The 22,702-nt window shown below is 76.2% G+C and carries 19 protein-coding genes; 9 read left to right on the forward strand and 10 right to left on the reverse strand.

Annotated elements, in window-relative coordinates:
- Window positions 1–50: 50 nt before the first annotated feature.
- Window positions 51–2,297, forward strand: a complete 2,247-nt coding sequence (locus ACI789_RS23145; protein WP_457011873.1) for an EAL domain-containing protein — start codon at window positions 51–53, stop codon at window positions 2,295–2,297.
- Between the two features lie 4 nt (window positions 2,298–2,301).
- Here the strand turns inward: ACI789_RS23145 and ACI789_RS23150 are convergent, their stop codons facing one another.
- The 5 genes from ACI789_RS23150 to ACI789_RS23170 all read right to left on the reverse strand — a co-directional run bounded on the left by ACI789_RS23150 (window position 2,302) and on the right by ACI789_RS23170 (window position 5,386).
- Window positions 2,302–3,093: a TrmH family RNA methyltransferase gene (locus tag ACI789_RS23150; protein ID WP_457011874.1), complete on the reverse strand. Its 792-nt coding sequence runs from the start codon at window positions 3,091–3,093 to the stop codon at window positions 2,302–2,304.
- A 192-nt stretch (window positions 3,094–3,285) separates the two neighbouring features.
- On the reverse strand, window positions 3,286–3,669 hold the full coding sequence (gene rplT / locus ACI789_RS23155) for a 50S ribosomal protein L20 (protein WP_091327155.1): 384 nt from the start codon (window positions 3,667–3,669) through the stop codon (window positions 3,286–3,288).
- A 34-nt stretch (window positions 3,670–3,703) separates the two neighbouring features.
- Entirely contained in the window at window positions 3,704–4,063 is a 360-nt protein-coding gene (gene rpmI, locus ACI789_RS23160; RefSeq protein ID WP_457011875.1) for a 50S ribosomal protein L35, read from the reverse strand.
- On the reverse strand, window positions 3,999–4,667 hold the full coding sequence (gene infC, locus ACI789_RS23165) for a translation initiation factor IF-3 (RefSeq protein ID WP_456920421.1): 669 nt from the start codon (window positions 4,665–4,667) through the stop codon (window positions 3,999–4,001). Before infC ends, rpmI begins: the two co-directional genes overlap by 65 nt.
- A 233-nt stretch (window positions 4,668–4,900) precedes the next feature.
- Window positions 4,901–5,386 carry a PH domain-containing protein gene (locus tag ACI789_RS23170; protein ID WP_457011877.1) on the reverse strand — a complete coding sequence of 162 codons (486 nt, stop codon included), beginning with the start codon at window positions 5,384–5,386 and terminating at the stop codon, window positions 4,901–4,903.
- 71 nt (window positions 5,387–5,457) lie between these two features.
- On the opposite strand from ACI789_RS23170, the gene ACI789_RS23175 reads away from it, so the two are divergent.
- From ACI789_RS23175 to ACI789_RS23190, 4 genes are all read left to right on the forward strand, one after another.
- A complete protein-coding gene (locus tag ACI789_RS23175) occupies window positions 5,458–6,021 on the forward strand; it encodes a uridine kinase family protein (protein WP_457011879.1) in 564 nt (187 codons plus the stop codon).
- Between the two features lie 66 nt (window positions 6,022–6,087).
- Complete coding sequence (locus tag ACI789_RS23180) at window positions 6,088–6,819, forward strand: GAF domain-containing protein (protein WP_457011881.1); 732 nt, start codon at window positions 6,088–6,090, stop codon at window positions 6,817–6,819.
- Window positions 6,819–8,279: a PP2C family protein-serine/threonine phosphatase gene (locus ACI789_RS23185; protein ID WP_457011883.1), complete on the forward strand. Its 1,461-nt coding sequence runs from the start codon at window positions 6,819–6,821 to the stop codon at window positions 8,277–8,279. The genes ACI789_RS23180 and ACI789_RS23185 overlap by 1 nt, the downstream gene beginning before the upstream one ends.
- A 61-nt stretch (window positions 8,280–8,340) precedes the next feature.
- Window positions 8,341–9,468: a uroporphyrinogen-III synthase gene (locus ACI789_RS23190; protein ID WP_457011885.1), complete on the forward strand. Its 1,128-nt coding sequence runs from the start codon at window positions 8,341–8,343 to the stop codon at window positions 9,466–9,468.
- Window positions 9,469–9,663: 195 nt separating this feature from the next.
- Here the strand turns inward: ACI789_RS23190 and ACI789_RS23195 are convergent, their stop codons facing one another.
- A complete protein-coding gene (locus ACI789_RS23195) occupies window positions 9,664–11,049 on the reverse strand; it encodes a nitrate/nitrite transporter (RefSeq protein ID WP_457011887.1) in 1,386 nt (461 codons plus the stop codon).
- 148 nt (window positions 11,050–11,197) lie between these two features.
- Between ACI789_RS23195 and ACI789_RS23200 the strand changes: the two genes are divergently transcribed.
- Window positions 11,198–11,995: a hypothetical protein gene (locus ACI789_RS23200; protein WP_457011889.1), complete on the forward strand. Its 798-nt coding sequence runs from the start codon at window positions 11,198–11,200 to the stop codon at window positions 11,993–11,995.
- Here ACI789_RS23200 and ACI789_RS23205 read toward each other — a convergent pair.
- Window positions 11,979–13,457 carry an aromatic amino acid ammonia-lyase gene (locus tag ACI789_RS23205; protein ID WP_457011891.1) on the reverse strand — a complete coding sequence of 493 codons (1,479 nt, stop codon included), beginning with the start codon at window positions 13,455–13,457 and terminating at the stop codon, window positions 11,979–11,981. The genes ACI789_RS23200 and ACI789_RS23205 overlap by 17 nt on opposite strands.
- A 137-nt stretch (window positions 13,458–13,594) precedes the next feature.
- Between ACI789_RS23205 and ACI789_RS23210 the strand changes: the two genes are divergently transcribed.
- Both ACI789_RS23210 and ACI789_RS23215 read left to right on the forward strand, forming a co-directional pair.
- Entirely contained in the window at window positions 13,595–14,893 is a 1,299-nt protein-coding gene (locus ACI789_RS23210; protein ID WP_457011893.1) for a phenylacetate--CoA ligase family protein, read from the forward strand.
- A gap of 41 nt (window positions 14,894–14,934) precedes the next feature.
- Window positions 14,935–15,909: a methyltransferase gene (locus ACI789_RS23215; protein ID WP_457011894.1), complete on the forward strand. Its 975-nt coding sequence runs from the start codon at window positions 14,935–14,937 to the stop codon at window positions 15,907–15,909.
- Between the two features lie 122 nt (window positions 15,910–16,031).
- Here ACI789_RS23215 and ACI789_RS23220 read toward each other — a convergent pair whose 3' ends face one another.
- From ACI789_RS23220 to ACI789_RS23230, 3 genes are read right to left on the reverse strand one after another with little or no spacing between them, the layout of a single operon-like run.
- A complete protein-coding gene (locus ACI789_RS23220) occupies window positions 16,032–16,358 on the reverse strand; it encodes a Rieske (2Fe-2S) protein (RefSeq protein ID WP_456920410.1) in 327 nt (108 codons plus the stop codon).
- Complete coding sequence (nirB, locus tag ACI789_RS23225) at window positions 16,355–18,886, reverse strand: nitrite reductase large subunit NirB (RefSeq protein ID WP_457011896.1); 2,532 nt, start codon at window positions 18,884–18,886, stop codon at window positions 16,355–16,357. The genes ACI789_RS23220 and nirB overlap by 4 nt, the downstream gene beginning before the upstream one ends.
- The gene (locus tag ACI789_RS23230) at window positions 18,886–21,474 is read right to left on the reverse strand and encodes a molybdopterin oxidoreductase family protein (protein ID WP_457011897.1); all 2,589 of its coding nucleotides are present in this window, start codon (window positions 21,472–21,474) and stop codon (window positions 18,886–18,888) included. The genes nirB and ACI789_RS23230 overlap by 1 nt, the downstream gene beginning before the upstream one ends.
- Window positions 21,475–21,665: 191 nt before the next feature.
- On the opposite strand from ACI789_RS23230, the gene ACI789_RS23235 reads away from it, so the two are divergent.
- The gene (locus ACI789_RS23235) at window positions 21,666–22,595 is read left to right on the forward strand and encodes an alpha/beta hydrolase (RefSeq protein WP_457011898.1); all 930 of its coding nucleotides are present in this window, start codon (window positions 21,666–21,668) and stop codon (window positions 22,593–22,595) included.
- Window positions 22,596–22,702 lie beyond the last annotated feature (107 nt).

Genomic DNA, 22,702 nt, shown 5'->3' on the forward strand with positions numbered 1-22,702 from the left:
CCACGCCGTTCCGGCTCATCATCGGGGCCGCGGTGTCCGATGACGTGCGCGTGGGAACCTCCTCGACCGCACTCGACGACGTGCTGCGGCGCGGCGCCGTCCGCAGCGTCTTCCAGCCGATCGTCGACCTCGACTCCGGTCGGGTCGTCGCCTACGAGGCCCTCGCCCGCGGCCCGGAGGGACCGCTGGAGCGGCCCGACGCGCTGTTCGCCGCCGCCCGCGCGGCCGGCCGGCTGGCCGAGCTCGACGCGGCCTGCCGCGCGGCGGCTCTGGAGGGCGCGCTGGCGCAGGGGCTGACCGCGCCGCTCACCCTCTTCGTCAACGTCGAGCCCGAGGTGCTCGACCGCGCGCCGATGGAGGAGCTGCTCGGCATCGCCTCGGGGGCGCCGGGCGGGCTGCGGGTGGTCCTGGAGATCACCGAGCGGGCGCTGGCCGCCCGGCCCGCGGAGCTGCTGCGCACCGTCGAACGGGTGCGGCAGGTGGGTTGGGGCGTCGCGGTGGACGACGTGGGCGCCGAGCCGATGTCGCTGGCGTTCATGCCGCTGCTGCGCCCCGACGTGGTCAAGCTCGACCTGCGGCTGGTGCAGGAGCGGCCGAGCCCGGTGATCGCCGAGATCATGAACGCGGTCAACGCGCACGCCGAGCGCACCGGCGCGGTCGTGCTCGCCGAGGGCATCGAGGACGCCGAGCAGCTGGCGATGGCCCGGGCCCTCGGCGCCACCCTCGGCCAGGGCTGGCTGTTCGGGCGCCCCGGCCCCGGCCCGGTCCCCGGCGCGGCGACGGCGGCACTGGCCCTGCCCTCGCAGCGGGCGGACTCCGTCACCGAGGACGCCGCCGTCTCCCCCTTCGCCTGCCTGCCCGACGACGTGCGGCTGAGGCAGGCCCCCAAGGCGCTGCTCATCGAGCTGTCCAAGCAGCTGGAGCGGGAGGCGCTGCGCCTGGGCCCCGCGTCGGTGGTGGCCGCGACCTTCCAGGAGGCCCGGCACTTCACGCCGTCGACCGCGCAGCGCTACCGCGACCTGGTCGAGCGCACCGGGTTCGTCTGCGCCCTCGGCGAGGACCTGCCGATCGAGCCCCTGCCCGGGCTGCGCGGCGCCGCGCTCGACCCGGCCGACCCCGTCCGCGGCGAGTGGGACGTCGCCGTCCTCGGCCCGCACTTCGCCGCGGCGCTGCTCGCCCGCGACCTGGGCGACGACGGCCCCGACGAGCAGCGGCGGTTCGTCTACGCCCTCACCTACGACCGCGACACCGTCGTCCGGGCCGCCGCCGCGCTGCTGGCCCGGGTGGCGCCCCGGGCCGGTGCGGCACCGTGGCAAGCCACGCCGGCCCCCGCGGCGCCCTCCGCCGTCCCGGTCGGCCCGGCCACGGCCGACACGCTGCTGCACCGGGCGCTGGAGGCGACCCCCAGCGGGATCACGATCGTCGACGTCTCGCTGCCCGACCAGCCGCTGGTCTACGTCAACCCGGCCTTCGAGCGGCTCGCCGGCCTCCCGCGGGAGCAGGTGCTCGGCCGCAACTGCCGCTTCCTGCAGGGGCCGGACACCGACCCGGTCGCGGTCGCCGAGGTGCGCCGGGCGATCGCCGCGGGCGAGGAGTGCCGGGTGACCGTGCTCAACCACCGCGGGCCCGAACGGACGCCGTGGTGGAACGAGCTGCACCTGACCCCGGTCCCCGGTCCGCACGGCGAGGTCGCGCGGTACATCGGTGTCCAGGTCGACGTCACCGCCCGGGTCGAGGCGGAGCGGGCGCTGGCCCGGGAGCGCGACCGCGCCTCCGGCTACCGCGCCCGGCTCGAGGCGCTGGCCGGCACCGACCCCTTGACCGGGCTGCCCGACCGGCGGCGGCTGGCCGACGAGGTCGAGACGGCGATCTGGAGCGCCCGCGCGGGCGACGACGCGCTCGCCCTGCTGCTGGTCGACGTCGACGGCGTGATCGCGGCCAACCACGCGTGGGGCCACGGCACCGGTGACGACCTGCTGTGCAGCGTCGCCGAGCGGGTGCGGGCGGTGCTGCGCCGCCGAGACCTGGTCGGCCGGCTCGGCGGGCACGAGCTGGTGGTGGCGCTGCGCGAGCTGGACCCGCGGACCGCCGGCGTCGAGGCGCACCGGATCGCCGGTGAGCTGCTCGAGGCGCTGCGCGGGCCGGTCCGGCTCGACGGCACGGAGCTGCCGGCCGGGGTCCGGGTCGGGGTGAGCGTCTTCCCCGAGGACGGCGCGGACTTCGCCGAGCTGCTCCGGACCGCCGCCCTGCGCCGCTACGAGCGCCCGGCAGCCCCGTCGGGAGCCACCGAGCGGTGATCCCTCAGCGCTGGGCGAGCTGGGTCGTGTAGAGGCAGATCGCCGCGGCGGCGGCCAGGTTGAGGCTCTCCGCCCGGCCGCGCATCGGGATGCGCACCCGCGCGTCGGCCAGCGCGGCCAGCTCTCCCGGCACGCCGCGGGCCTCGTTGCCGAACAGCCACACGACCGGGCCGGCCAGGCGGCCGTCGGCGGCGACCTCGTCCAGGGCGGCCTCTCCCCCGCCGTCCGCGGCGAGCACGGTCGCCCCGGCGGCCTGCAGCCGCGGCAGCAGCTCCGGCAGCGACGCCCGCCGGACGACGTCGACGTGGAAGAGGCTGCCGGCGCTGGAGCGCACCGCCTTGCCGCCGTAGGGGTCGGCCGAGCCCGCGCCGAAGACCACCGCCCCGGCGCCGCACGCGTCGGCGGTCCGCAGCACGGTGCCGGCGTTGCCCGGGTCGGCCAGCTCGGCCAGGGCGACGGTGAAGGACGGCGGGGCGTTCACCACGGCGTCGGCCGGCACGTCGCGCAGCGCGCAGACGGCGACCAGGCCCTGCGGGGTGACCGTCTCCGACAGCGACGCGGCCGCCTTCTCGGTCACCGGCCGCACGGGCACCGGCGTCCCGGCCAGCAGATCGGCGTGCGCGGCCGCGGCCGCCGCGGTGGCGAACACCTCGCGCACCCCGGCCGGGTCGGCGAGGGCCTCGGCGACGGCCTGGCGGCCCTCGGCCAGGAACAGGCCGGCGGCGTCCCGGCCGGCGCGCCGGGTGAGCTTGCGCGCGGCTGCGACCCGCGCGGACCGCTCGGTCAGCGGCTCCACACGTCCTCCTCACTTCGGTCGAGATCGCGCGATCTCGCACCGTCTCCGGCCCGGCAGCGTGCGAGATCGCAGGATCTCGCCGGTTCCCCGGCTCCACGCAGACCGACGCCGCCGGCGCCGGTCGCGGGGACCGGCACCGACGGCGTCGGGTGGTTGCTGGTACTGCCCTCCTGCGGGAGCAGGAGGTCCTTCTCAGGCGGCCTGACCGCCGGCCGGGGCGGCGGCCACGGCGGCTCGGGCCGTCTCCACCAGGGCGGCGAAGGCGGCGGGCTCGTTGACGGCCAGCTCGGCCAGCACGCGGCGGTCGAGCTCGATGCCGGCCAGCTTCAGGCCCTGCATGAACCGGTTGTAGGTCATGTCGTTCTGGCGGGCCGCGGCGTTGATGCGGGTGATCCACAGCTTGCGGAAGTCACCCTTGCGCACCTTGCGGTCGCGGTAGTTGTAGGTGGCCGAGTGGAGGATCTGCTCCTTGGCCTTGCGGTACAGGCGCGAACGCTGACCGCGGTAGCCGCTGGCCGCCTCGAGGGTCGTCCGGCGCTTCTTCTGGGCGTTGACCGCCCGCTTGACGCGTGCCACGGAAGGGCTCCTGTCTTCTCGTTACGGCAGGGGCTCAGATGCCCAGCAGCTTCTTCATGTTCTTGTGGTCGGCCGGGGACAGGACCTGGTCCTGGTCCAGCCGACGCTTGCGGCGCGAGGACTTGTGCTCGAACTTGTGCTGGTTGTTGGCCTGCTCACGCATGAGCTTCCCGCTGCCCGTCACGCGAATCCGCTTCGCGGTGCCCTTGTGGGTCTTCTGCTTCGGCATGTCCTCGGTCCTCGTTCGTGTGTGTCGGCGCCGCGCGGCAGCGTGCAGCTGCCGCGACGGCGCCGGCCGTCTCGGTGGTGCGGTCCTGCGCTGCGACCGCTCAGGCCTGCGGGGTCTGCCCCTCGGCCGCCTGCTTCTCCGCCTTCGCGCTGCGGCGGGAGGCATCGGTCGCTGCCTGGTTCCGGTGCGGGGCGATCACCATGACCATGTTGCGGCCGTCCTGCTTGGGGTTGGACTCGACGACGCCGAGCTCGGCGACGTCGGCGGCCAGCCGCTGCAGCAGCCGGTAGCCCATCTCCGGACGGGACTGCTCCCGGCCGCGGAACATCACGGTGATCTTGACCTTGTCGCCGCTCCGGAGGAAGCGCTCGACGTGGCCCTTCTTGGTCTCGTAGTCGTGCGGGTCGATCTTGAGGCGCAGCCGCATCTCCTTGATGACGGTGAGCGCCTGGTTCCGCCGGGCCTCGCGGGCCTTCTGGGCGGACTCGTACTTGAACTTCCCGTAGTCCATCAGCTTGGCGACCGGCGGCCGGGCCATGGGCGCGACCTCGACGAGGTCGAGCTCGGCGTCCTGGGCCAGGCGCAGCGCCTCGCCGATCGGCACGATGCCGACCTGCTCACCCTCGGGGCCGACCAGGCGGACCTCGGGGACGCGGATACGGTCGTTGATGCGGGGCTCGGTGATGGCCTCTCCTCTGCTCTTGCCCGGTGAGGAGTCGCGCCCGCCGGATGCCGGAGAAGACGAAGGCCCCGTGAGCGTCGTGCTCACGGGGCCCACTCTCCGGGGTGCGCGAGCTCGCAGGCTCGCGCGCGCCGCGGTCGACCGGCCGGAGGCCGGTCCACCGCGATCCGGGGACCTGGGCGTCTGGGGCGACGCCAGGTGGGAGCGGGCTCCTCTTGGTCAGCGGCCCGGGGCGGGGCCGCTGGTGGTTCGCGCGCCTCGGTGTAGCGGGGAGGCACGTACATGCTACAGCGTCGACCGTGTCCTGGTCATTCCCGGGGTCACTCGTCGTAGAGCAGGGGCGGCCGGGCCGGCTGCTGGGCCTTCGCGGCGGCCAGCAGCGCACGCAGTCCCTCGACGGCGGCGGCGGCCCGCTCCCCGTCGGCCCCCTGCAGCGCCAGGACGGAGAACTCGTCGTCGTTGGTCAGCAGCACGGTGGCCCACTTGAAGCGGGTGTCGAACCGGATCGCCCGGATCGCCGTCCACGGCACCGCGCGCTCCCCGAACAGGTTGCGCACCCGGATGCCCGCGGCATCGGCGTCCACCCGCGGCCGGCCCAGCGCGAGGATCCCGGCCCCGGCGACCAGCCCCAGGCCGACGACGGCGACCTGGTCGGCGGTGCCGTAGGTGATCACCCCGGAGACCTGGGACTCGAGGGTCAGCCCGACGTAGGTCATGACGGCGACGACCACGAGCGCGACGGCGGCGCACAGCAGCCGCCAGCGGCGTGGGACGGCGGAGACGGGCGGGGGCGCGGACGGCGGCACGCCCCCATGGTCGCAGGCCGGGGCGGCCGTGGCCGACGGTGCGGCGCGCGCCGGCTGGCAGAGTGCCCGTCGTGGAGGACGCCGCCGCGGTGCTGGCCGGCCGGGTGCGCGCGGCGGCGCCGCGGCTGGGTGGCACCCGGCTGGTCTGCGTGGACGGGCCGGCCGGCTCGGGCAAGACGACGCTGGCCGGCCGGCTGGCGACGCTGCTGGACGCGCCCGTGGTGCACATGGACGACCTCTACGCCGGGTGGACCCTGACCGGGGCCTTCGCCCGGCTGGCCGCCGGCGTGCTGCGTCCGCTCGCCGTCGGGCGGCCGGGCGCCTACCACCGGTACGACTGGGTGACCGGCCGGTTCTCCCGCTCCCCCACCTCCGTGCCGCCGGCTGACGTCCTCGTGGTCGAGGGCTGCGGCAGCTGCCCGCGTGCGGTCGACCCGTGGGCGGTGCTGCGGATCTGGGTGGAGGCGCCGCCGGAGGTGCGCCTGGCGCGCGGGCTGGCCCGCGACGGCCCCGCGCTCGAGCCGGAGTGGCGGCGCTGGCAGCGCACCGAGGCGGCCGCGTTCGCCGCGGAGGGGACGAGGGAGCGGGCCGACGTCCGCGTCGACGGGACCCCGGGACCGGCGTCCGGCGGTTAGCCTGTGCAGGTCGCCGCCGACCCATCCAGCACCGGTGGGCCGGGGGCAGAACGGATGAGGTACGCCGTGTCCCAGGACCCTTCCCGGGCCCTCCCGCTCGCCGACGAGCTCTCGGGCGTCTTCGCCCGGATGTCGGGTCTCCTGCTCTCCGAGGAGACCGTGGCCACCGCGCTCGGCCTGGTCAGCTCGCTCGCCCAGGACACCGTGCCGGGCGCGGTCGGCGCCGGTGTCTCGGTCATGGACGAGCGCGGCCGGCGCAGTTCCGGTTCGACCGACGAGCTGGTCGCGCGGGCCGACTCCTTGCAGTACGAGCTGGGTGAGGGCCCCTGCCTGGCCGCGCACTCGGAGCGCCAGCTGGTCCGCGTGGACGACCTCGCGGCCGACCGGCGCTGGCCGCGGTGGGCCGACGCGGTGACCCCGTTGGGGCTGCGCTCGGCGATGAGCGCGCCGATGGTGGCCGGGGACGTCTCGCTGGGAGCCCTCAAGGTCTACGCCGACCGGCCGTGGGTGTTCGACGACCACAGCGCCCGGCGGCTGAGCATGTTCTCGGCCCAGGCGGCGATCCTGGTCGCGAACGTGCAGACCCACCAGCGGGCGCGGCGGCTGAGCGAGGGCCTGTGGAACGCCATCGGCTCGCGGGACCTCGTCAGCACGGCCAAGGGGGTGCTGATGGCCCGGCACGGCGTGACCGAGGAGGTCGCCTTCGGCATGCTGCTGGCCCGCTCCGGTGAGGAGTCCGGGACGCTGCCGGAGGTGGCCCGCGCGGTCGTCGACTCCGCCGTCCGCCGCCGACGCTGATGGCCGGCCCCGGGCCGGCCTCGCCGGACGAGCGGCAGGAGGCGCTGCGCTCGGCCGTCGAGCTGGCCGACCTGACCCTGGAAGAGCTCTGGACCCGGTACTTCGCGCTGGGCGGCACGGCCGACCTGTTCGACCTGGAAGGCCACCTGGAGGGGCTGACGACGCTGCCGGAGAGCCAGTACAACGTGCTGGCGCACACGGTGAACGAGCGCCTCGACGAGCTGTTCACCCAGCGGCGAGTGCCCTACAGCGCGCCCGTCCGCCGGCGGCGCCCCGCCAGCGGGCCGTTCGCGGCGCTGCTGCACCTGGTGGAGGCGGCGCACGCCGTTCCGCCGGACCGCATCGGAGAGCTCGCCGCGCAGGCCGGCGGCGCGATGGAGGTGGCGGTCACCGTGCACGTGGTCGACCACGAGCAGCGCCGGCTGTGGCCGCTCACGCCGCCGGGGACGCCGCGCGGGGAGTCCCTGTCGATCGACGCGACGCTGCCCGGGCGGGTCTTCCGGACCGGCCGCCCGCTGCCCTCGGACGGGCAGGGGACGCCGCGGCTGTGGGTGCCCATCGTGGACGGCGCCGAGCGGCTGGGCGTGCTGGAGGTGCAGGTCGGCGCGGAGCCAGAGCTCTACGACCCTGCCCTGCGCGAGGAGTGCCGGTGGCTGGCCGAGATGGTCGGGCACCTCATAGCCAGCATGGCGCAGTACGGCGACGGACTCGAGGCGGTGCGGCGCACCCGCCCGCGCACGGCGTCGGCCGAGCTGCTGTGGCAGCAACTGCCGCCCCTGACCGCTGCCAGCGACGCGTTCGTCCTGGCCGGCCTGCTGGAGCCGGCCTACGACACCGGCGGGGACGCGTTCGACTACTCGCTGTCGGTGCAGACGGTCTCCGTGGCGATCTTCGACGCCATGGGCCACGGACTGGCCGCCGCGCTGCTGGCCGCGGCGGCGCTGTCGGCCTACCGGAGCACCCGGCGGGACGGGCGGGGCATCTACGACCAGGCCCGCGCCATCGACGAGGTCGTCTCCACGTGCTTCGGCGGCAGCGCCTTCGCCACCGGTGTGCTGGCCGAGCTCGACGTCCCCACCGGCCGGCTGCGCTACGTCAACGCCGGCCACCCGCCGCCGCTCCTGCTCCGCGAGGGCAAGGTGGTCAAGACCCTGTCCGGCGGACGGCGACTGCCCTTCGGACTCGGCACCGGGGAGCTCGCCGTCGCCGAGGTGGCCCTGCAGCCGGGCGACTGGCTGGCGCTGTACACGGACGGGGTCACCGAGGCGCGCGACGCCGCGGGCCGGTGGTTCGGCGAGCAGCGGCTGGTGGAGTTCCTCACCCGCGAGGTGGCCGCCGGCCAGTCGCCGCCGGAGACCGCGCGGCGGCTGGTGCACGCCCTCCTCGACCACCAGGACGGGTTGCTGCAGGACGACGCCAGCATCCTGCTCGCCCGCTGGCTGCAGAACGCCTTCGAGTGAGGGCCGTCACGGGCCGGGCGCCGGTCACACGCCCGCAACGACCACCCCGCACCATGGGGTCGTGACCGACAGCCAGCTCGCCCCCGAGCCCGCGGCCGAGCCGCTGCCCCTGGCGGGCTACACCGTGGCGGTGACCGCCGCCCGGCGCCGGGAGGAGCTGGGCGCACTGCTCGAGCGGCGCGGGGCGCGGGTCGTGTACGCCCCGGCGATCCGGATCGTGCCGCTGGCCGACGACGCCGAGCTGGTCGCCGCCACCCGCGCGGTGCTGGAGCGGCCGGTGGACCTGGTGGTGGCCACGACCGGCGTGGGCTTCCGCGGCTGGCTCGAGGCCGCCGACGCCTGGGACCTGCCGCTGGTGGAGCACCTGCGGCCGAGCCGGGTGCTGGCCCGAGGCCCCAAGGCGCGCGGGGCCATCCGCGGCGGCGGGCTGGTCGACGCCTGGTCGCCGGCGTCGGAGTCGTCGGCGGAGGTCCTCGAGCACCTGCTGTCGGGCGCCGAGGGGCCGCTGGAGGGCCGCCGGATCGCCGTCCAGCTGCACGGCGACCCGCTGCCGGACTTCGTCGAGGCGCTGCGCGGCACCGGCGCGGAGGTGGTGACCGTGCCGGTCTACCGGTGGGTGCTGCCCGAGGACGTCGGGCCGGTGCGCCGGCTGGTGGCGGCCATCGTGGCCCGCGGCGTCGACGCGGTGACCTTCACCAGCGCGCCGGCCGCGGCCAGCCTGCTGTCGGTCGCCGACGAGCTGGGCCGGCGGGCCGAGCTGGTGGCCGCGCTGACCGGCGGCGTCCTGCCGGTCGCGGTCGGCCCGGTGACCGCCGGGCCGCTGGACGCCGCCGGGATCGCGTCGGTGCAGCCGGAGCGCTCGCGGCTGGGCGCGCTGGCCCGCGAGGTGGTCGCCCGGCTGCCCGAGCGCGACCCGGTGCTGCGGGTCGGCGAGCACGACGTCCAGGTGCGCGGCTCCGCCGCCGTCGTCGACGGCCGGCTGGTCGAGCTCGCCCCCGGCCCGATGGCGGTGCTGCGGGCGCTGGCGGCCCGCCCGGGGACGGTGCTGTCCCGGCCGGAGCTGGTGCAGGTGCTGCCCGGCGGCGGGGACGGGCACGCGGTGGAGATGGCGGTGACCCGGCTGCGCGCCGCGCTCGGCGCCCCGCTGGTCGAGACCGTCGTCAAGCGCGGCTACCGCCTCAAGGTCTGAGGACGGCGCTCTCCGGCGGCACCGACCCGCCGAGCGCCCGCCCGCTCGCCGTGCGCCCGCGTTGATCATGGGGTTGTTGCAGGCGACACGCGACGACTCGCCGTGCGCGCCGGCAACAACCCCATGATCACGACGGGAGGGGGATCACGGCGGGAGGGGAAACACGGCGGGAGGGGGTGGTCCGGCGGGCCCGGCTCACACGCCGCGCATCGCCGCCCGGGGGCGCAGGTAGACCACCCAGGTCACGACGAGGCAGGCCACGTAGAAGGCGATGAACGCCAGGTAGGCGCCGTCGCCGCTGCCGGTGCTCAGGAACGACTGGCGGAACGCCAGGTTGACCAGCACCCCGCCGAAGGCGCCGACCGCGCCGGCGATGCCGATGAGCGCGCCCGACATCCGCAGCGCGTGCCGGTCGGCGGCCGTGCTGTCCCCGCCGGCGGCCACCCGCTGCTGGGCCTGGGTGCGGAAGATCGCCGGGATCATCTTGTAGGTCGAGCCGTTGCCGACCCCGCTGAGCACGAACAGCGCCACGAAGCCGACGACGAACAGCGGCAGGGACCCCAGCTGGCTGGCCGTCCACACGATCGCGGCGCCGACCGCCATCGCGACGAAGGTCCAGAAGGTGATCCGCGCGCCGCCGAAGCGGTCGGCCAGCGACCCGCCGAGCGGCCGGATCAGCGAGCCCAGCAGCGGGCCGAGCCAGGTGAGGGACGCCGCGGCCAGCGGGGTGGCGAAGTCGTCGGTGAACTGGTTCTGCAGCACCTGGCCGAAGGCGAACCCGAAGCCGATGAACGACCCGAACGTGCCGATGTAGAGGAAGGCCATGATCCAGGTGTGCGGCTCGCGGGTGGCCTCGCGCATGGCCCGCGGCTGGTTGCGCGCCGTCGTCAGGTTGTCCATGAGCAGCGCCGCGCCGACGGCAGCCACCACGATCAGCGGGACGTAGACCAGCAGCACCACCCGCGGGTGCTCGGCCCCGGCCGTGGCCAGGACCAGCAGCCCGACGAGCTGGATGACCGGGACGCCGAGGTTGCCGCCGCCGGCGTTGAGGCCCAGCGCCCAGCCCTTGAGCCGGTCCGGGTAGAACGCGTTGATGTTCGCCATGGAGCTGGCGAAGTTGCCCCCGCCGACGCCGGCCAGGCAGCTGACGACCAGCAGCGTCGAGTAGTCCACGCCGGGCTCGAGCACGACCGCGGTGGCGACGGTGGGGACCAGCAGCAGCGAGGCGCTGACGATCGTCCAGTTCCGGCCGCCGAACTTCGCGACGGCGAAGGTGTAGGGCAGCCGGACGAACGAGCCCAGCGCGGTCGGCAGCGTCGTCAGCAGGAACTTGCCGGCCGGGTCGATGCCGTAGACCGACTCCGGCAGGAACAGCACCAGCACCGACCACAGGCTCCAGATCGAGAAGCCGACGTGCTCGGAGAAGACGGAGAAGAACAGGTTGCGCCGGGCGACCCGCTTGCCGGTGGACTCCCAGAAGGCGGGGTCCTCGGGGCGCCAGTCGTCGATCCAGCGCCCGGGCCGGGGCGGGACGGCGACCGGCGCGGTCGTCTGCGGGGCGGTGCGCGGAGGAGCGGCCATGTCCCGGAACGGTGGCGGGCCGGCGTTCCCCGCCGGTTGCTCCCGGGCTGAACTCGTGTTCCGTTGTGCTCACCGTCGCTGACCCCCTGTGGTGAGGCCGCCGCGGGCGAGGGTGCACGGACCGCGGCGGACCGGAGAAGATCACCGCGTGACTGCGACCGAGGACTCCCCCGCGACCGGCCGCGCGCTGCTGGAGGCCGGTGCGGCGGTCGCCGGCTCGATGAGCCGGGCCGCGGCGGCCGTGGTGTTCGCCGGCGCGGGGCCCGCCCCCGCGGTGCGGCTCGACGAGCGGCTGGCCGCCTGCCTGCGCACGGCCGCGGACGAGGCCGCCGGGATCGCCGTCCCGCGCGAGCGTGCCCGCGCCGGCGCGGTGCTCGCCTTCGCCGTCGAGCACGGCGCGACGCTGTCCCGCGGCGGGCGGCGGGTGCGCGACGACGGCTTCTTCACCCCCCGCCCCGGGGGCCGGTCGGCGGCCGACGAGGTCACCGAGGCCGTCGTCGCGGCGGCGCGGGCCGCGGCCGACGAGCGGCGGGTGCGGCACCTGGGCTACCTGCTGGCCGAGGTCGCCGCCTCCCCCGACCTGGACGCCGCGCTGGTCGACCGCGCGCTGCGGCTGGCCGCCGGGCTGACCTGGCGGCAGCTGGTGCTGCTCGCCGGCGTCGGCCGCCGCGACCGGCTGCCGCTGCCGATGACCCCGCTGGCCGACGACCCCCGGTCCTGGACGGCGTGGGGCGCCCGCGAGGACGTCGCCGACCTGCAGCGGGCCGGCCTGGTCGACCCGCCGCCCGCGCAGCCCCGTCCCGGTGGCGCCGCGCTGCCCCGGCTGCGGCCGGCCGACCTGCGGCTGACCCGCCGCGGCGTGCTGGCGCACCGGCTGCTGGCCCTGGGGTTCGTCCGCGACGACGAGGTGGCCGCAGCGCTGGGCGCGCTCACTCCTCCGGGCTGACCCGCGCGGGGAACCGCTCCCGCACCGCCCGGTGCACCGCGTCCGGGTGGGGCTCGGCCGCGGCGGTCGCCGTCCGGACCAGGTCCAGCGCGGCGCGCGGGCCGGCGCCCAGCGCCCGTCCGTCCGGCGCCGCGGCGAGGACGTCGGCGGCCAGCAGCAGCTCCACGGCGAGCACGTCCTCCAGCAGGCCCAGCGCGGCGTCGGCCTTGCGGGCGCTGAGCGGGGCGCCGGTGGCGTGGTCCTCCACCCCGTTGTCCAGCGGCGGGACGTCGAGGGTCGCCGGCGCGGCCAGCTGCGTCAGCTCGGCCACGACCGCGGCCGCCGGGGGGCGCAGCGCCAGGCCGTGGGCGGCCGACGGCGGCGGCCCGGTCAGCTGCCGGAAGAACGCCTCCCACAGGTGCGACATGCGGCGGTCGCTGAGCTGCCCGACCGCGGCGACGGCGATCCGCAGCGCGTCGCAGGCGATGGCCAGCACCATCGGGTGGAAGTTGCCGTTGCTGACCAGCGTGCGGTCCGCCACCGACACCAGCGGGTTGTCCGCCGCCGCGGCCAGCTCGGTCTCCACCGCGGCGCGGGTGGCGGCGACGTGCTCGCGCAGCGCGCCGTGGACCTGCGGCACCACCCGGAAGGACAGCGCGTCCTGCACCGAGGCGGGGCCGCCCGGCGTGAGCAGCGCGCTGCCGGCCAGCAGCTCCCGCAGGTGGTCGGCGGCCGCGACCTGACCGGGCACCGGCTTGGCCCGGCCGACGGCGGGGTGCACGACCGAGGGGTTGGCGCGCACGGCCTCCATCGACAGCGCAGCGGCGACGTCGGCGGCCGCGGCGGCCCGCGCCGCCCGGGCGACCGCCAGCGCCGCCTGCCCCACCGACACCCCGTTGGCCGAGATGAGGGCCAGCCCGTCCTTGCCGCTGAGCACCAGCGGCTCGATGCCGGCCCGGCGCAGGGCCTCCCCGCCCGGGAGGACCTCCCCGCGGTACTCCGCCCGGCCCCGGCCGATGGCCACCTGCGCCATCCCGGCCATCTGCCCGATGTCGGCCGCGCCCACCGAGCCGGTCTCGGCGACCACCGGGTGGACGCCGGCGTTGAGCAGCGCCGCCAGCGTCTCGGCGGCCGCCACCGACGCGCCCGACCCGCCCCGCGCGATACCGGCCAGCCGCACCGCGAGCGCGGCCCGCACCACCGGCACCGGCAGCGGCGGGCCGATCCCGCCGGCGTGGGACAGGACGAGGAACTGCTGCTCCCCGCGGATCTCCTCCTCGGTCAGCCGGGTGTCGCGCAGGTGCCCGACCTGGGTGGTCAGCCCGTAGACGGCGGCGTTCCCGGCCAGGGCCTCGTCCACGACCGCGCGGGCCGCGGCGACGGCGTCCCGCGCCCCGGCGCCGAGCTCGACCCGGGCGCCGTCCACGACGGCGAGCAGGACGTCGACCGACAGGGGCGCGGTGCCGATCGTCACGGTCGCCATGGCGGGCCTCCGGCTCGGAGCGGGAGGACGACGGTAGGCCCGCGATCCCCGCCCCGCGACGGGCTCAGGCCCCTGGCGGATCGGGAGCACCGCGCGGACCGTCGGGTGCGCACACCGCTCGACCACCGGGAGGGGTCGTGGACGACGCGGCGCTCGACGCACGGGACAGGTGGACCCGGGCCCGGGTCCTCGACCTGCAGCGCCGGCGGCTGCGGGCGCTGCTGACGCACGCGGCGGCCCGGTCGCCCTACTACCGGGAGGTGCTCGGCCCCACCGCGGCCGACCGCCCGCTGGCCGACCTCCCGGTGCTGACCAAGGCCACCCTGATGGCGGAGTTCGACGCGATCGTCTGCGATCAGCGGCTGCGCCGGGCCGACCTCGAGGCCCACCTCGCCGGCGAGGACCCCGGGACGTCCTACCTCGGGGAGTTCCGGGTGGCCACGACGTCGGGCACCACGGGCCGGCGCGCCGTCGTCGTGTTCACCGAGTCCGAGGCGGCGACGTGGCGGGCGGTCACCGAGCGGGCCGGGCGCCGCGCCGGGATGCGCCCGGGGCAGCGGGTGGCCGCCGTCGGCAGCCCGAGCCCGGCGCACCTCACCCGGCAGGTCCTCGCCCCGCCCGGGGCACCGGCGTCGCTGACCGCCGCCACCCCGCTCCCCCGGCTGGTCGCCGGGCTGGACGCACTGCAGCCGGAGGTCCTCATCTGCCCGGCCGGGCTGGGCGGCCTGCTCGCCGACGAGCAACTGGCCGGGCGCCTGCACCTCGCCCCGCGGTCGGTGGCCTTCGGGTCGGAGGCGCTGACCCCCGAGCTGCGCCGCCGGGTCCGCGCGGCGTGGGGCGTCGAGCCGGTCGGCATGTACGCGGCCACGGAGGCGCCGGTGATCGCCTCCAGCACCCCGGAGCACCCGGAGCTGGAGGTCGCCGAGGACGTCGTCGTGGTCGAGGTGGTCGACGAGGACCACCGGCCGGTCCCGCCGGGCGAACCGGGCGCGACGGTGCTCGTGACCAACCTGGTGGACCGCGCCCAGCCGCTGGTCCGCTACGAGCTCACCGACGCGGTCACCGAGTCCCCGCGGCCCAACCCGGCCGGCCGCCCCTGGCGCTGCCTGGCCTCCGTCGACGGCCGCACCGCGGACATCCTGCACCTGCCCGGCCCGGACGGCGGCCGCGTGCCGGTCCACCCGTCGGTGCTCGGCTCGGCGGTGGCGCCCTTCCCCGAGGTCGGCCAGTACGCGTTCGTGTCCGACGCGGGCGGGCTGCACGCCGAGGTCGTCCTGGCCCCCGGCGCGGCCGCCGACCTGCCCGAGCGGCTGCGCGCGGCGCTGGTCGCGGCGGTGACGACGACCGGCGCGCTGCCCCTCCCGGTCGACGTCCGGCCGGTGCCCGCGCTGACCCGCGACCCGGGGACGAAGTTCCGGCTGGTCCGCACGGGCTGAGGGCCGTTGTCGGGCTCCCGGGCCGGTGCCACCATGCCGGTGTGCCCGGCTCCGCAGCCGCCCGGCTGGCCCGGCTGGCCGACGGCTACCTGGTCACCCAGCTGCTGCACGTCTGCGTCGCCCTCGGCGTGCCCGACGCCCTGGCCGCCGGCCCGCGCAGCGCCGCGGAGCTCGCGGAGGAGCTGGGCGCCGTCCCCGGCCCGCTGTCCCGCGTGCTGCGCGGGCTGGCCGCCGAGGACGTGCTCGACGAGCTCCCCGACGGCCGGTTCGCCCTCACCCCGGTCGGCGAGTGCCTGCGGACCGGCGTGCCGGGCTCCCAGCGCGGGGCGGTCACCGCCCGCGCCGAGCTGTACTACCGGGCGGCTGCCGGGCTGCTCCAGGCGGTCCGCGCGGGCGGCACCCCGTTCGACGTCGTTCACGGCCGGCCGTTCTTCGACGAGCTGGCGGCCGCGCCCGAGCGGCTGGCGGCGTTCCGGGCGTCGATGGCCGACCGCTCGGCGCGGGAGGCCGGCGCGGTCGTGGCCGCCTACGACCTGACCCCGTTCCGCTCCGTGGTGGACGTCGGCGGCGGCAGCGGCATGCTGCTGCGCGCGGTCCGCGACGCGGTGCCGGCCGCGCGGCTCACGCTGTTCGACCAGGCCGGCGTCGTGGCCGGCTCGGACCTGCCCGCGGTCGCCGGCGACTTCTTCACCGAGGTCCCCGCCGGCGCCGACGTCTACCTGTTGTCCCGGGTGCTGCACGACTGGGACGACGCCGACGCGGGGCGCATCCTGCGGACCGTCCGGACGGCGATGCGGCCGGACTCGGTGCTGCTCGTCGTCGAGGCCGTCCTCCCGGAGCGCGCCGTCGACGACCCGGCGGCGGTGCGCATGGACCTGCACATGCTCGTGCTGCTGCACGGCCGCGAGCGCACCGCCGACGAGTACGCCGCCCTCCTCGACGTGGCCGGTCTGCGCCTCACCCGCGACGTCCCGACCCCCGCCGGGGTGCACGTGCTGGAGGCGCGACCGCGGTAGCTCCCCGCGCGCGTCCGCCGCGTTGATCATGGGGTTGTCGTCGCCGACACGGACGGACACGCCGCAGACGGCAGCAACAACCCCATGATCAACGCGGGAGGGAACGTCCCCGGGGGCGCCCGTCACACCTCCACGACGAGGTCGCCGTCCACCTCGCGCACCGGGTAGACCCGGATCGCGGCGGCGCCGGAGGTCGCGGCGCCGTCGGTCCACCGGTAGGCGTAGAGGTGCAGCGGGCAGACCAGCACGTCGACGTCGGTCTGCCCGTCGGCCAGCGGCCCGCCGGCGTGCGGGCAGGCGGCCTGGGTGGCGTGCAGCGAGCCGTCCCGCAGCCGGAAGACGGCGACCTGCACGCCCCCGGCGACGAACGCCCGGCCCTCCCCCGGCGGCACCTCCTCGACGCGGCCCACGGTGTACGCGGTCGTCGTCCGCAGCTCGGTGAGGCTCATCGGACCGGCACCTCCGGCAGCGGGACGAGCGGGAGCGACGATCGGAACTGGCCGGGGGTGGCCGGCTCCCTCGCGTCCTGGCCCCACGGATCGGTGTAGGCGTCGATCGAGCGCTGCATGCCGGCGTCGAGGTCGGCGCAGATGCCCTCGCTGTCCTCGAGCAGCACCGCCTTGATCCTCTCCAGCCCGACGCGCGGGACGAAGTCGTAGGTGCGCTCGAGCCAGTTGGCGTTCTCCCGGTAGTACTGCATGAACCGGCCGGCGAGGGTGAGGACCTCCTCCGGGGAGTCGACCGTGGCCAGCAGGTCGCCCTTGCGGACCGTGGCCCCGGCGGCGCCGCCGACGTAGACCTCCCACCTCCCGTTGCCGACCGCCACCACGCCGACGTCCTTGACGTAGGCCTCGGCGCAGTTGCGGGGGCAGCCGACGACGGCGAGCTTCATCTTCGCCGGGCTCTCGATGCCCTGGAAGCGGGTCTCCAGGTCGATGCCGAGCTGGGTGGAGTCGCCCAGGCCGAAGCGGCAGAAGTCGCTGCCGACGCAGGTCTTCACGGTGCGGAAGCTCTTGCCGTAGGCGTAGCCGGACGGCATGCCGAGGTCGTTCCAGACGGCCGGGAGGTCCTCCTTGCGGATGCCGAGCAGGTCGATCCGCTGGCCGCCGGTCACCTTGACCATCGGCACCTCGTACTTCTCGGCGACGTCGGCGATGCGGCGCAGCTGGGCCGGCGTGGTCACCCCGCCCTTCATCTGCGGGACGACGGAGAAGGTGCCGTCGCGCTGGATGTTGGCGTGCACCCGGTCGTTGATGAACTCGCCGTCCTTCTCCGGGACGAAGTCCACGCCCCAGACGGTCTTGAGCAGCGAGGTCAGGCCCATCTTCGACTTCGCGTCGTCCTTCCCGCCGGGCGCCAGCGCGGCGAAGACGGCGGAGACGCTGCGCAGGTCCTGCTCCCGGATGGCGGCCACGAGGTCGGGCTTGGCCAGCGGGATGCCGGGGACGTACCAGGACGCCGACGGGTCCTCGGCGAGGTCGCCCTCGGCGGCCCACTCGACGACCTGCGTGACCAGCGACTTGCACGAGCCGCAGCCCTTGCCGGCGCGGGTGCGATCCATGACGCCGGACAGCGAGCTGCAGCCGTCGGCGACCACGTCGCAGATGGCCTGCTTGGAGACGCCGTTGCAGTTGCACACCTGGGAGTCGCCGGGCATCTCGGCGACGCCCACCTCCTCGGCGCCGTCGGAGAGGTCGACCAGCAGCCGGATCCGCTCCTCCGGCAGGGGCGCGCCCCGGTCGAAGGCCTGGGTCAGGTAGGCGACCTTGCGGGTGTCGCCGAGCAGGGTGGCGCCGATCAGCCGGTCGTCCCGGATGACCACCGACAGGTGCACGCCGCGCCTGGGCTCGGAGATGACGAGGAACTCGTCGTCCTCGCGCTGCGGGGTGTTGACGCCCATCGTGGCGACGTCGACCCCGGCCACCTTGAGCTTGGTCGCCGTCCGGCTGCCGTGGTACTCGGCGTCCGGCCTGGTGCCGGTGAGGACGTCGGCGAGCACCGTGGCGTGCTCCCAGGCGGGGGCGACGAGGCCGTAGACGGTGCCGCGGTGCTGCGCGCACTCGCCGATCGCGTAGACGTCGGGCTCGTCGGTGCGCAGCTGGTCGTCGACGACGACGCCGCGCTCGACCTCGAGACCGGAGCGCAGCGCCAGGTCGGTGTGCGGCCGGACGCCGGCGGCGACGACGAGCAGGTCGCAGTCGATCCGCCGGCCGTCCTTCAGGACGACGCCCTCGACGTGCCCGTCGCCGAGGACCTCGGTGGCCAGCACGTCGAGGTGCACCGCGATGCCGAGCGACTCCACGCTCTTCTTCAAGATGGCGCCGGCCTCGGCGTCCAGCTGGGCGTTCATCAGCCACGGCGCGGCGTGCACCAGGTCGACCTGCAGGCCGTGGCCCTGCAGCGCGCGGGCGGCCTCGAGGCCGAGCAGCCCGCCGCCCATGACCACCGCCCGCCGGCAGCGGCCGGTCGCCTCGAGCATGGCGCGGGTCTCGTCGATGGTGCGGAAGCCGTGCACGCCGGGCAGCAGGCTGCCGTCGTCGCGGCGCACCCCGGTCATCGGCGGGATGAACGAGTAGCTGCCGGTGGCCAGCACCAGGTGGTCGTAGGGGGTCACCGAGCCGTCGGAGGCGTGCACCGCCTTGGCCGCGGTGTCGATCCGCTCCGCCCGGACGCCGGCCCGCAGGGTGACCCCGTTGTCGGCGTACCAGTCGTGGCTGTTGAGGACGATGTCGTCCTCGTGCGACTCCCCGGCCAGGACCGGGGACAGCATGATCCGGTTGTAGTTGCCGTGCGGCTCGTCGCCGAGGACGGTGATCCGGAACTGCTCGCCGCCGCCGCGCTCGAGCACCTCCTCGACGAACCGGGCGCCGGCCATGCCGTTGCCGACGACGACCAGCGAGGCGCGCTCGTCGAGGTCGTCGACGTCCAGCCGGAAGGAGGTCAGGCCCTGCGGGCGTCCGCCCAGGACGGCGGTCATCAGACCTCCACCAGCCCCAGGTCGACGACCAGCTCGCCGGTCACGCCGATCGGCCCGGCCGCGTGCAGCTCGACCAGCGTGCCGCCGGGCAGGTCCTCGACCACCCGCAGGGGCACGTGCACGTCGCCCTTCGCGCCGATCGGGAACCAGCGCATCGGCACGCCGTCGCGCATGAGCAGCACGTACACCAGGTGCTCGGTGGAGTTGCCGCCGCGGAAGTACAGCGCCTGGGCGCTGCACCCGCCGGGAACGGTGTAGCGCAGCGCGGGGTCGATCGGGCCGGGCTTGTCCAGACCCTCCCCGGTGATCGGGTACACGCCTTGCAGGAAGCGTGGGGTGCTCTTCACGCCTGGGGTCCTCCTCCGGGACGGGGGGCGGGGCTCGGGGGTGGCAGCGGGTTCGTGGGGGCGGGGCCGGGGCTGGCCGGCCGGGTCGGGGGCGGGCAGTCGCTCGACCGGCCCGGCGACGCGGGTGACGGCGACCGCGCAGACCTTGAAGGGAGGCATCCGGCTGGTCGGGTCCAGCGCGTCGGCGTCGGTGAGCGCGTTGGCCGACGAGGCGCCGCCCCAGTGGAAGGGGGCGAAGACGACGTCGGGCCGGATGTCGTCGGTCAGGTGTGCGGAGAACCGGGCCCGGCCGCGTCGGGTGGCCAGCTCGACGACGTCGTCCGGGCCGATGCCGTGCCGGCGGGCCAGGTCGGGGTGCAGCTCGGCGCGCGGCAGCGGGACGATCAGCGACAGGCTGCGGGAGCGACGGGTCTGGGTGCCCGACTGGTAGTGCGCCAGCACCCGGCCGGTGGTGAGGACGTACGGGTACTCGCGGTCGGGGCGCTCGGAGGCCTCGACGTGCTCCACCCGCACGAACCGGGCCCGCCCGTCGGGGGTGGCGAACCGCTCGGTGAACAGCCGGGGCGTGCCGGGGTGCTCCGGGAACGGGCACGGCCAGAAGACGCCCTGCTCCTCGTCGATCCGCCGGTAGCTGATCCCCGAGTAGTCGGCCGCTCCCCCGGCGCTGGCCCGGCCCAGCTCGGCGAAGACGGTCTCGGGGTCGGCGGAGAACCGCTCCCCCGCGCCGAGCCGCGCGGCCAGGTCGGCCAGCAGCCGGAGGTCGTCGCGGACACCGTCGGGCGGGTCCAGCGCCCGCCGGCGGCGGACGACCCGGCCCTCGAGGTTGGTCATCGTGCCGTCCTCCTCGGCCCACATGGCGCTGGGCAGGACGACGTCGGCGAGCTCGGCGGTCTCGGAGAGGAAGAAGTCGCTGACCGCGAGGAAGTCCAGGTCGCGCAGCCGGCTGATGACCCGGCGGGCGTCGGGCGCGGAGACGGCGACGTTGGAGGCGAGCACCAGCAGCGTGCGCACCCCGCCGTCGGTGCCGAGGGCGTCGAGCAGCTCGAATGCCGACGGACCGGGCTGGGGCAGGTCGTCGGGGTCGACGCCCCACACGGCGGCGACGTGCGCGCGGGCGGCCGGGTCGGCCAGCTTCCGGTAGCCGGGCAGCTGGTCGGCCTTCTGCCCGTGCTCGCGGCCGCCCTGCCCGTTGCCCTGGCCGGTGACGGTGGCCCAGCCGCTGCCCTCGCGGCCGGGCAGGCCGAGGGCGAGGGCGAGGTTGATCCAGGCCGAGGCGGTGTCGGTGCCGCTGCGGTGCTGCTCGGCGCCGCGGGCGGTCAGCACGATCGCCCGCTCGGCCCGGGCCAGGGCGAACACGGTGCGCCGCTGGTCGGCCACCGGGACGCCGGTCAGCCGCTCCACCCGGTCGGGCCAGTAGGCGGCCACCCCGTCCCGGACCTGCTCGAACCCGGTGGTCCGGGCGGCGACGTAGGCCTCGTCGACCAGCCCCTCGACGATCGCTGTGTGCAGCAGCCCGTTGGCCAGGGCCAGGTCGGTGCCGGGCAGCGGCTGCAGGTGCAGGGCGGCGTTGCGGGCGGTCGCCGTCCGTCGCGGGTCGACGACGACGTGCTGGGCTCCGCGGGCCCGGCCCTCGTCGAAGTACTGCATGGCCGGGGGCATGGTGTCGGCCGGGTTGGAGCCGACCAGGACGACGACGTCGGCCGCGGCAACGTCCGACAGCGGGAACGGCATGCCGCGGTCCAGGCCGAACGCGCGGTTGGCCGCGCCGGCCGCCGAGGACATGCAGAACCGGCCGTTGTAGTCGATCGCCGAGGTCCGCAGCGCGACCCGGGCGAACTTGCCGAACTGGTAGGCCTGCTCGTTGGTCAGCCCGCCACCGCCGAAGCAGCCGACGGCGTCCCGCCCGTACCGGGCCTGGGTGCGCTCGATCGCGGCCACGACCCGGTCCAGGGCCTCGTCCCAGGTCGCCTCGACCAGCGGGCTGGTGCGGTCCCCGGGCACCGCGCGGACCAGCGGCCGGGTCAGCCGCTCGGGGTGGTCGAGCAGCTCCGGGGCCGACCAGCCCTTCGAGCACAGCCCTCCGCGGTTGGTCGGGAAGTCGGCCGGCTGCAGGGTCGCCGGGCGGTCGCCGGCGGTCATGGTGACCCCGCACTGCAGCGAGCAGTAGGGGCAGTGCGTCCGGGTCGTGCGGGTGCGCGGGCCGACCCCGGCGAGGACTCCGGGCAGGGCGGTCGCGGTCACGGCACCGAGGTTGCGGGGCGCCGGTTTCCCGACCGCGGCATCGGCGTCAAGCCTGGGTTCCGACGACCTCACCGGCGTCGCAGGCAGGCTGTGCGGTCGGCGCTACCGGGGACCCGCAGGTGTGACCTAGGTTACGGAACGCGCCGTGGCCGGTCGGCCGCGGTCTCCCGCCGCCGACGTCAGGAGAGACCATGCCCCTGGACCCCCAAGCCCACGCCCTGCTCGCCGCCATGGAGGCGCAGGGCGCGCCGGACATCTCCCAGCTGTCGGTCTCGCAGGCGCGCGACATGGCCAACTCCTTCCGGGAGATGCAGGGCGACCTGGTCCAGGTGGCCGCCGTGGGCGACCGCACCGTCCCCGGACCGGACGGCTCCCTGCCGGTCCGCATCTACCGCCCCGAGGGGTCCCCGCGGGGCGCGATCGTCTACTTCCACGGCGGCGGGTGGGTGATCGGCAACATCGAGGTCGTCGACGCCCCCAGCCGCGCGCTCGCCGACGCGACCGGGTGCGTCGTGGTCTCGGCGCAGTACCGGCTGGCGCCCGAGTCGGCCTACCCGGCGGCCGTCGAGGACTGCTACGCCGTCACCTCGTGGGTCGCCGAGCACCTGGCGGAACTGGGCACCGAACCGGCGGGGCTGGTCGTCGCCGGGGACAGCGCCGGCGGCAACCTCGCCGCCGCCGTGGCCCTGATGGCCCGCGACCGCCAAGGCCCGGAGATCACCTTCCAGGCGCTGGTCTACCCGGCCACCGACCTCGCCGGCATGGAGACCGACTCCTACCGGGAGAACGGCGAGGGGTACCTGCTCACCGCCGCCTCGATGCGCTGGTTCCGCGACCACTACGTCCCGGACGAGGCCCGCCGCTCCGAGCCCTACTGCTCCCCGGCCCGCGCCGAGGACCTCTCCGGGCTCCCCCCGGCGTTCATCGCCACGATGGAGTTCGACCCGCTGCGCGACGACGGGGAGGCCTACGCCGAGCGGCTGGAGGAGGCGGGCGTCCCGGTGACCGTCCAGCGCTACGACGGGCAGATCCACGGGCTGTTCTGGCTGGGCGGCATGTGCGACCGCTACAGCGCGCTGGTCGACGACCTCGCCCGCGAGGTGAAGGCGGCCCTGGGCTGACCACCCGGGGGGGGGGGGGGGGGGGGGGGGGGGCGGGGCGGGGCCCCGGCGGGGGGGGGGGGGGGGGGGGGGGTGGTGGGTGTTGCGGCGCCCGCACAGCCCAGCCC

Source organism: Geodermatophilus sp. SYSU D00965, from assembly GCF_054050075.1.

Excerpts from the sequence above, each read along its gene's own strand:
- ACI789_RS23220 (WP_456920410.1), bottom strand. The coding sequence starts at position 16,358 with ATGAGCCTCACCGAGCTGCGGACGACGACCGCGTACACCGTGGGCCGC.
- nirB (WP_457011896.1), bottom strand. The coding sequence starts at position 18,886 with ATGACCGCCGTCCTGGGCGGACGCCCGCAGGGCCTGACCTCCTTCCGG.
- ACI789_RS23185 (WP_457011883.1), top strand. The coding sequence starts at position 6,819 with ATGGCCGGCCCCGGGCCGGCCTCGCCGGACGAGCGGCAGGAGGCGCTG.
- ACI789_RS23205 (WP_457011891.1), bottom strand. The coding sequence starts at position 13,457 with ATGGCGACCGTGACGATCGGCACCGCGCCCCTGTCGGTCGACGTCCTG.
- ACI789_RS23235 (WP_457011898.1), top strand. The coding sequence starts at position 21,666 with ATGCCCCTGGACCCCCAAGCCCACGCCCTGCTCGCCGCCATGGAGGCG.
- rpmI (WP_457011875.1), bottom strand. The coding sequence starts at position 4,063 with ATGCCTCCCGCCGCAGCGCGAAGGCGGAGAAGCAGGCGGCCGAGGGGC.
- ACI789_RS23195 (WP_457011887.1), bottom strand. The coding sequence starts at position 11,049 with ATGGCCGCTCCTCCGCGCACCGCCCCGCAGACGACCGCGCCGGTCGCC.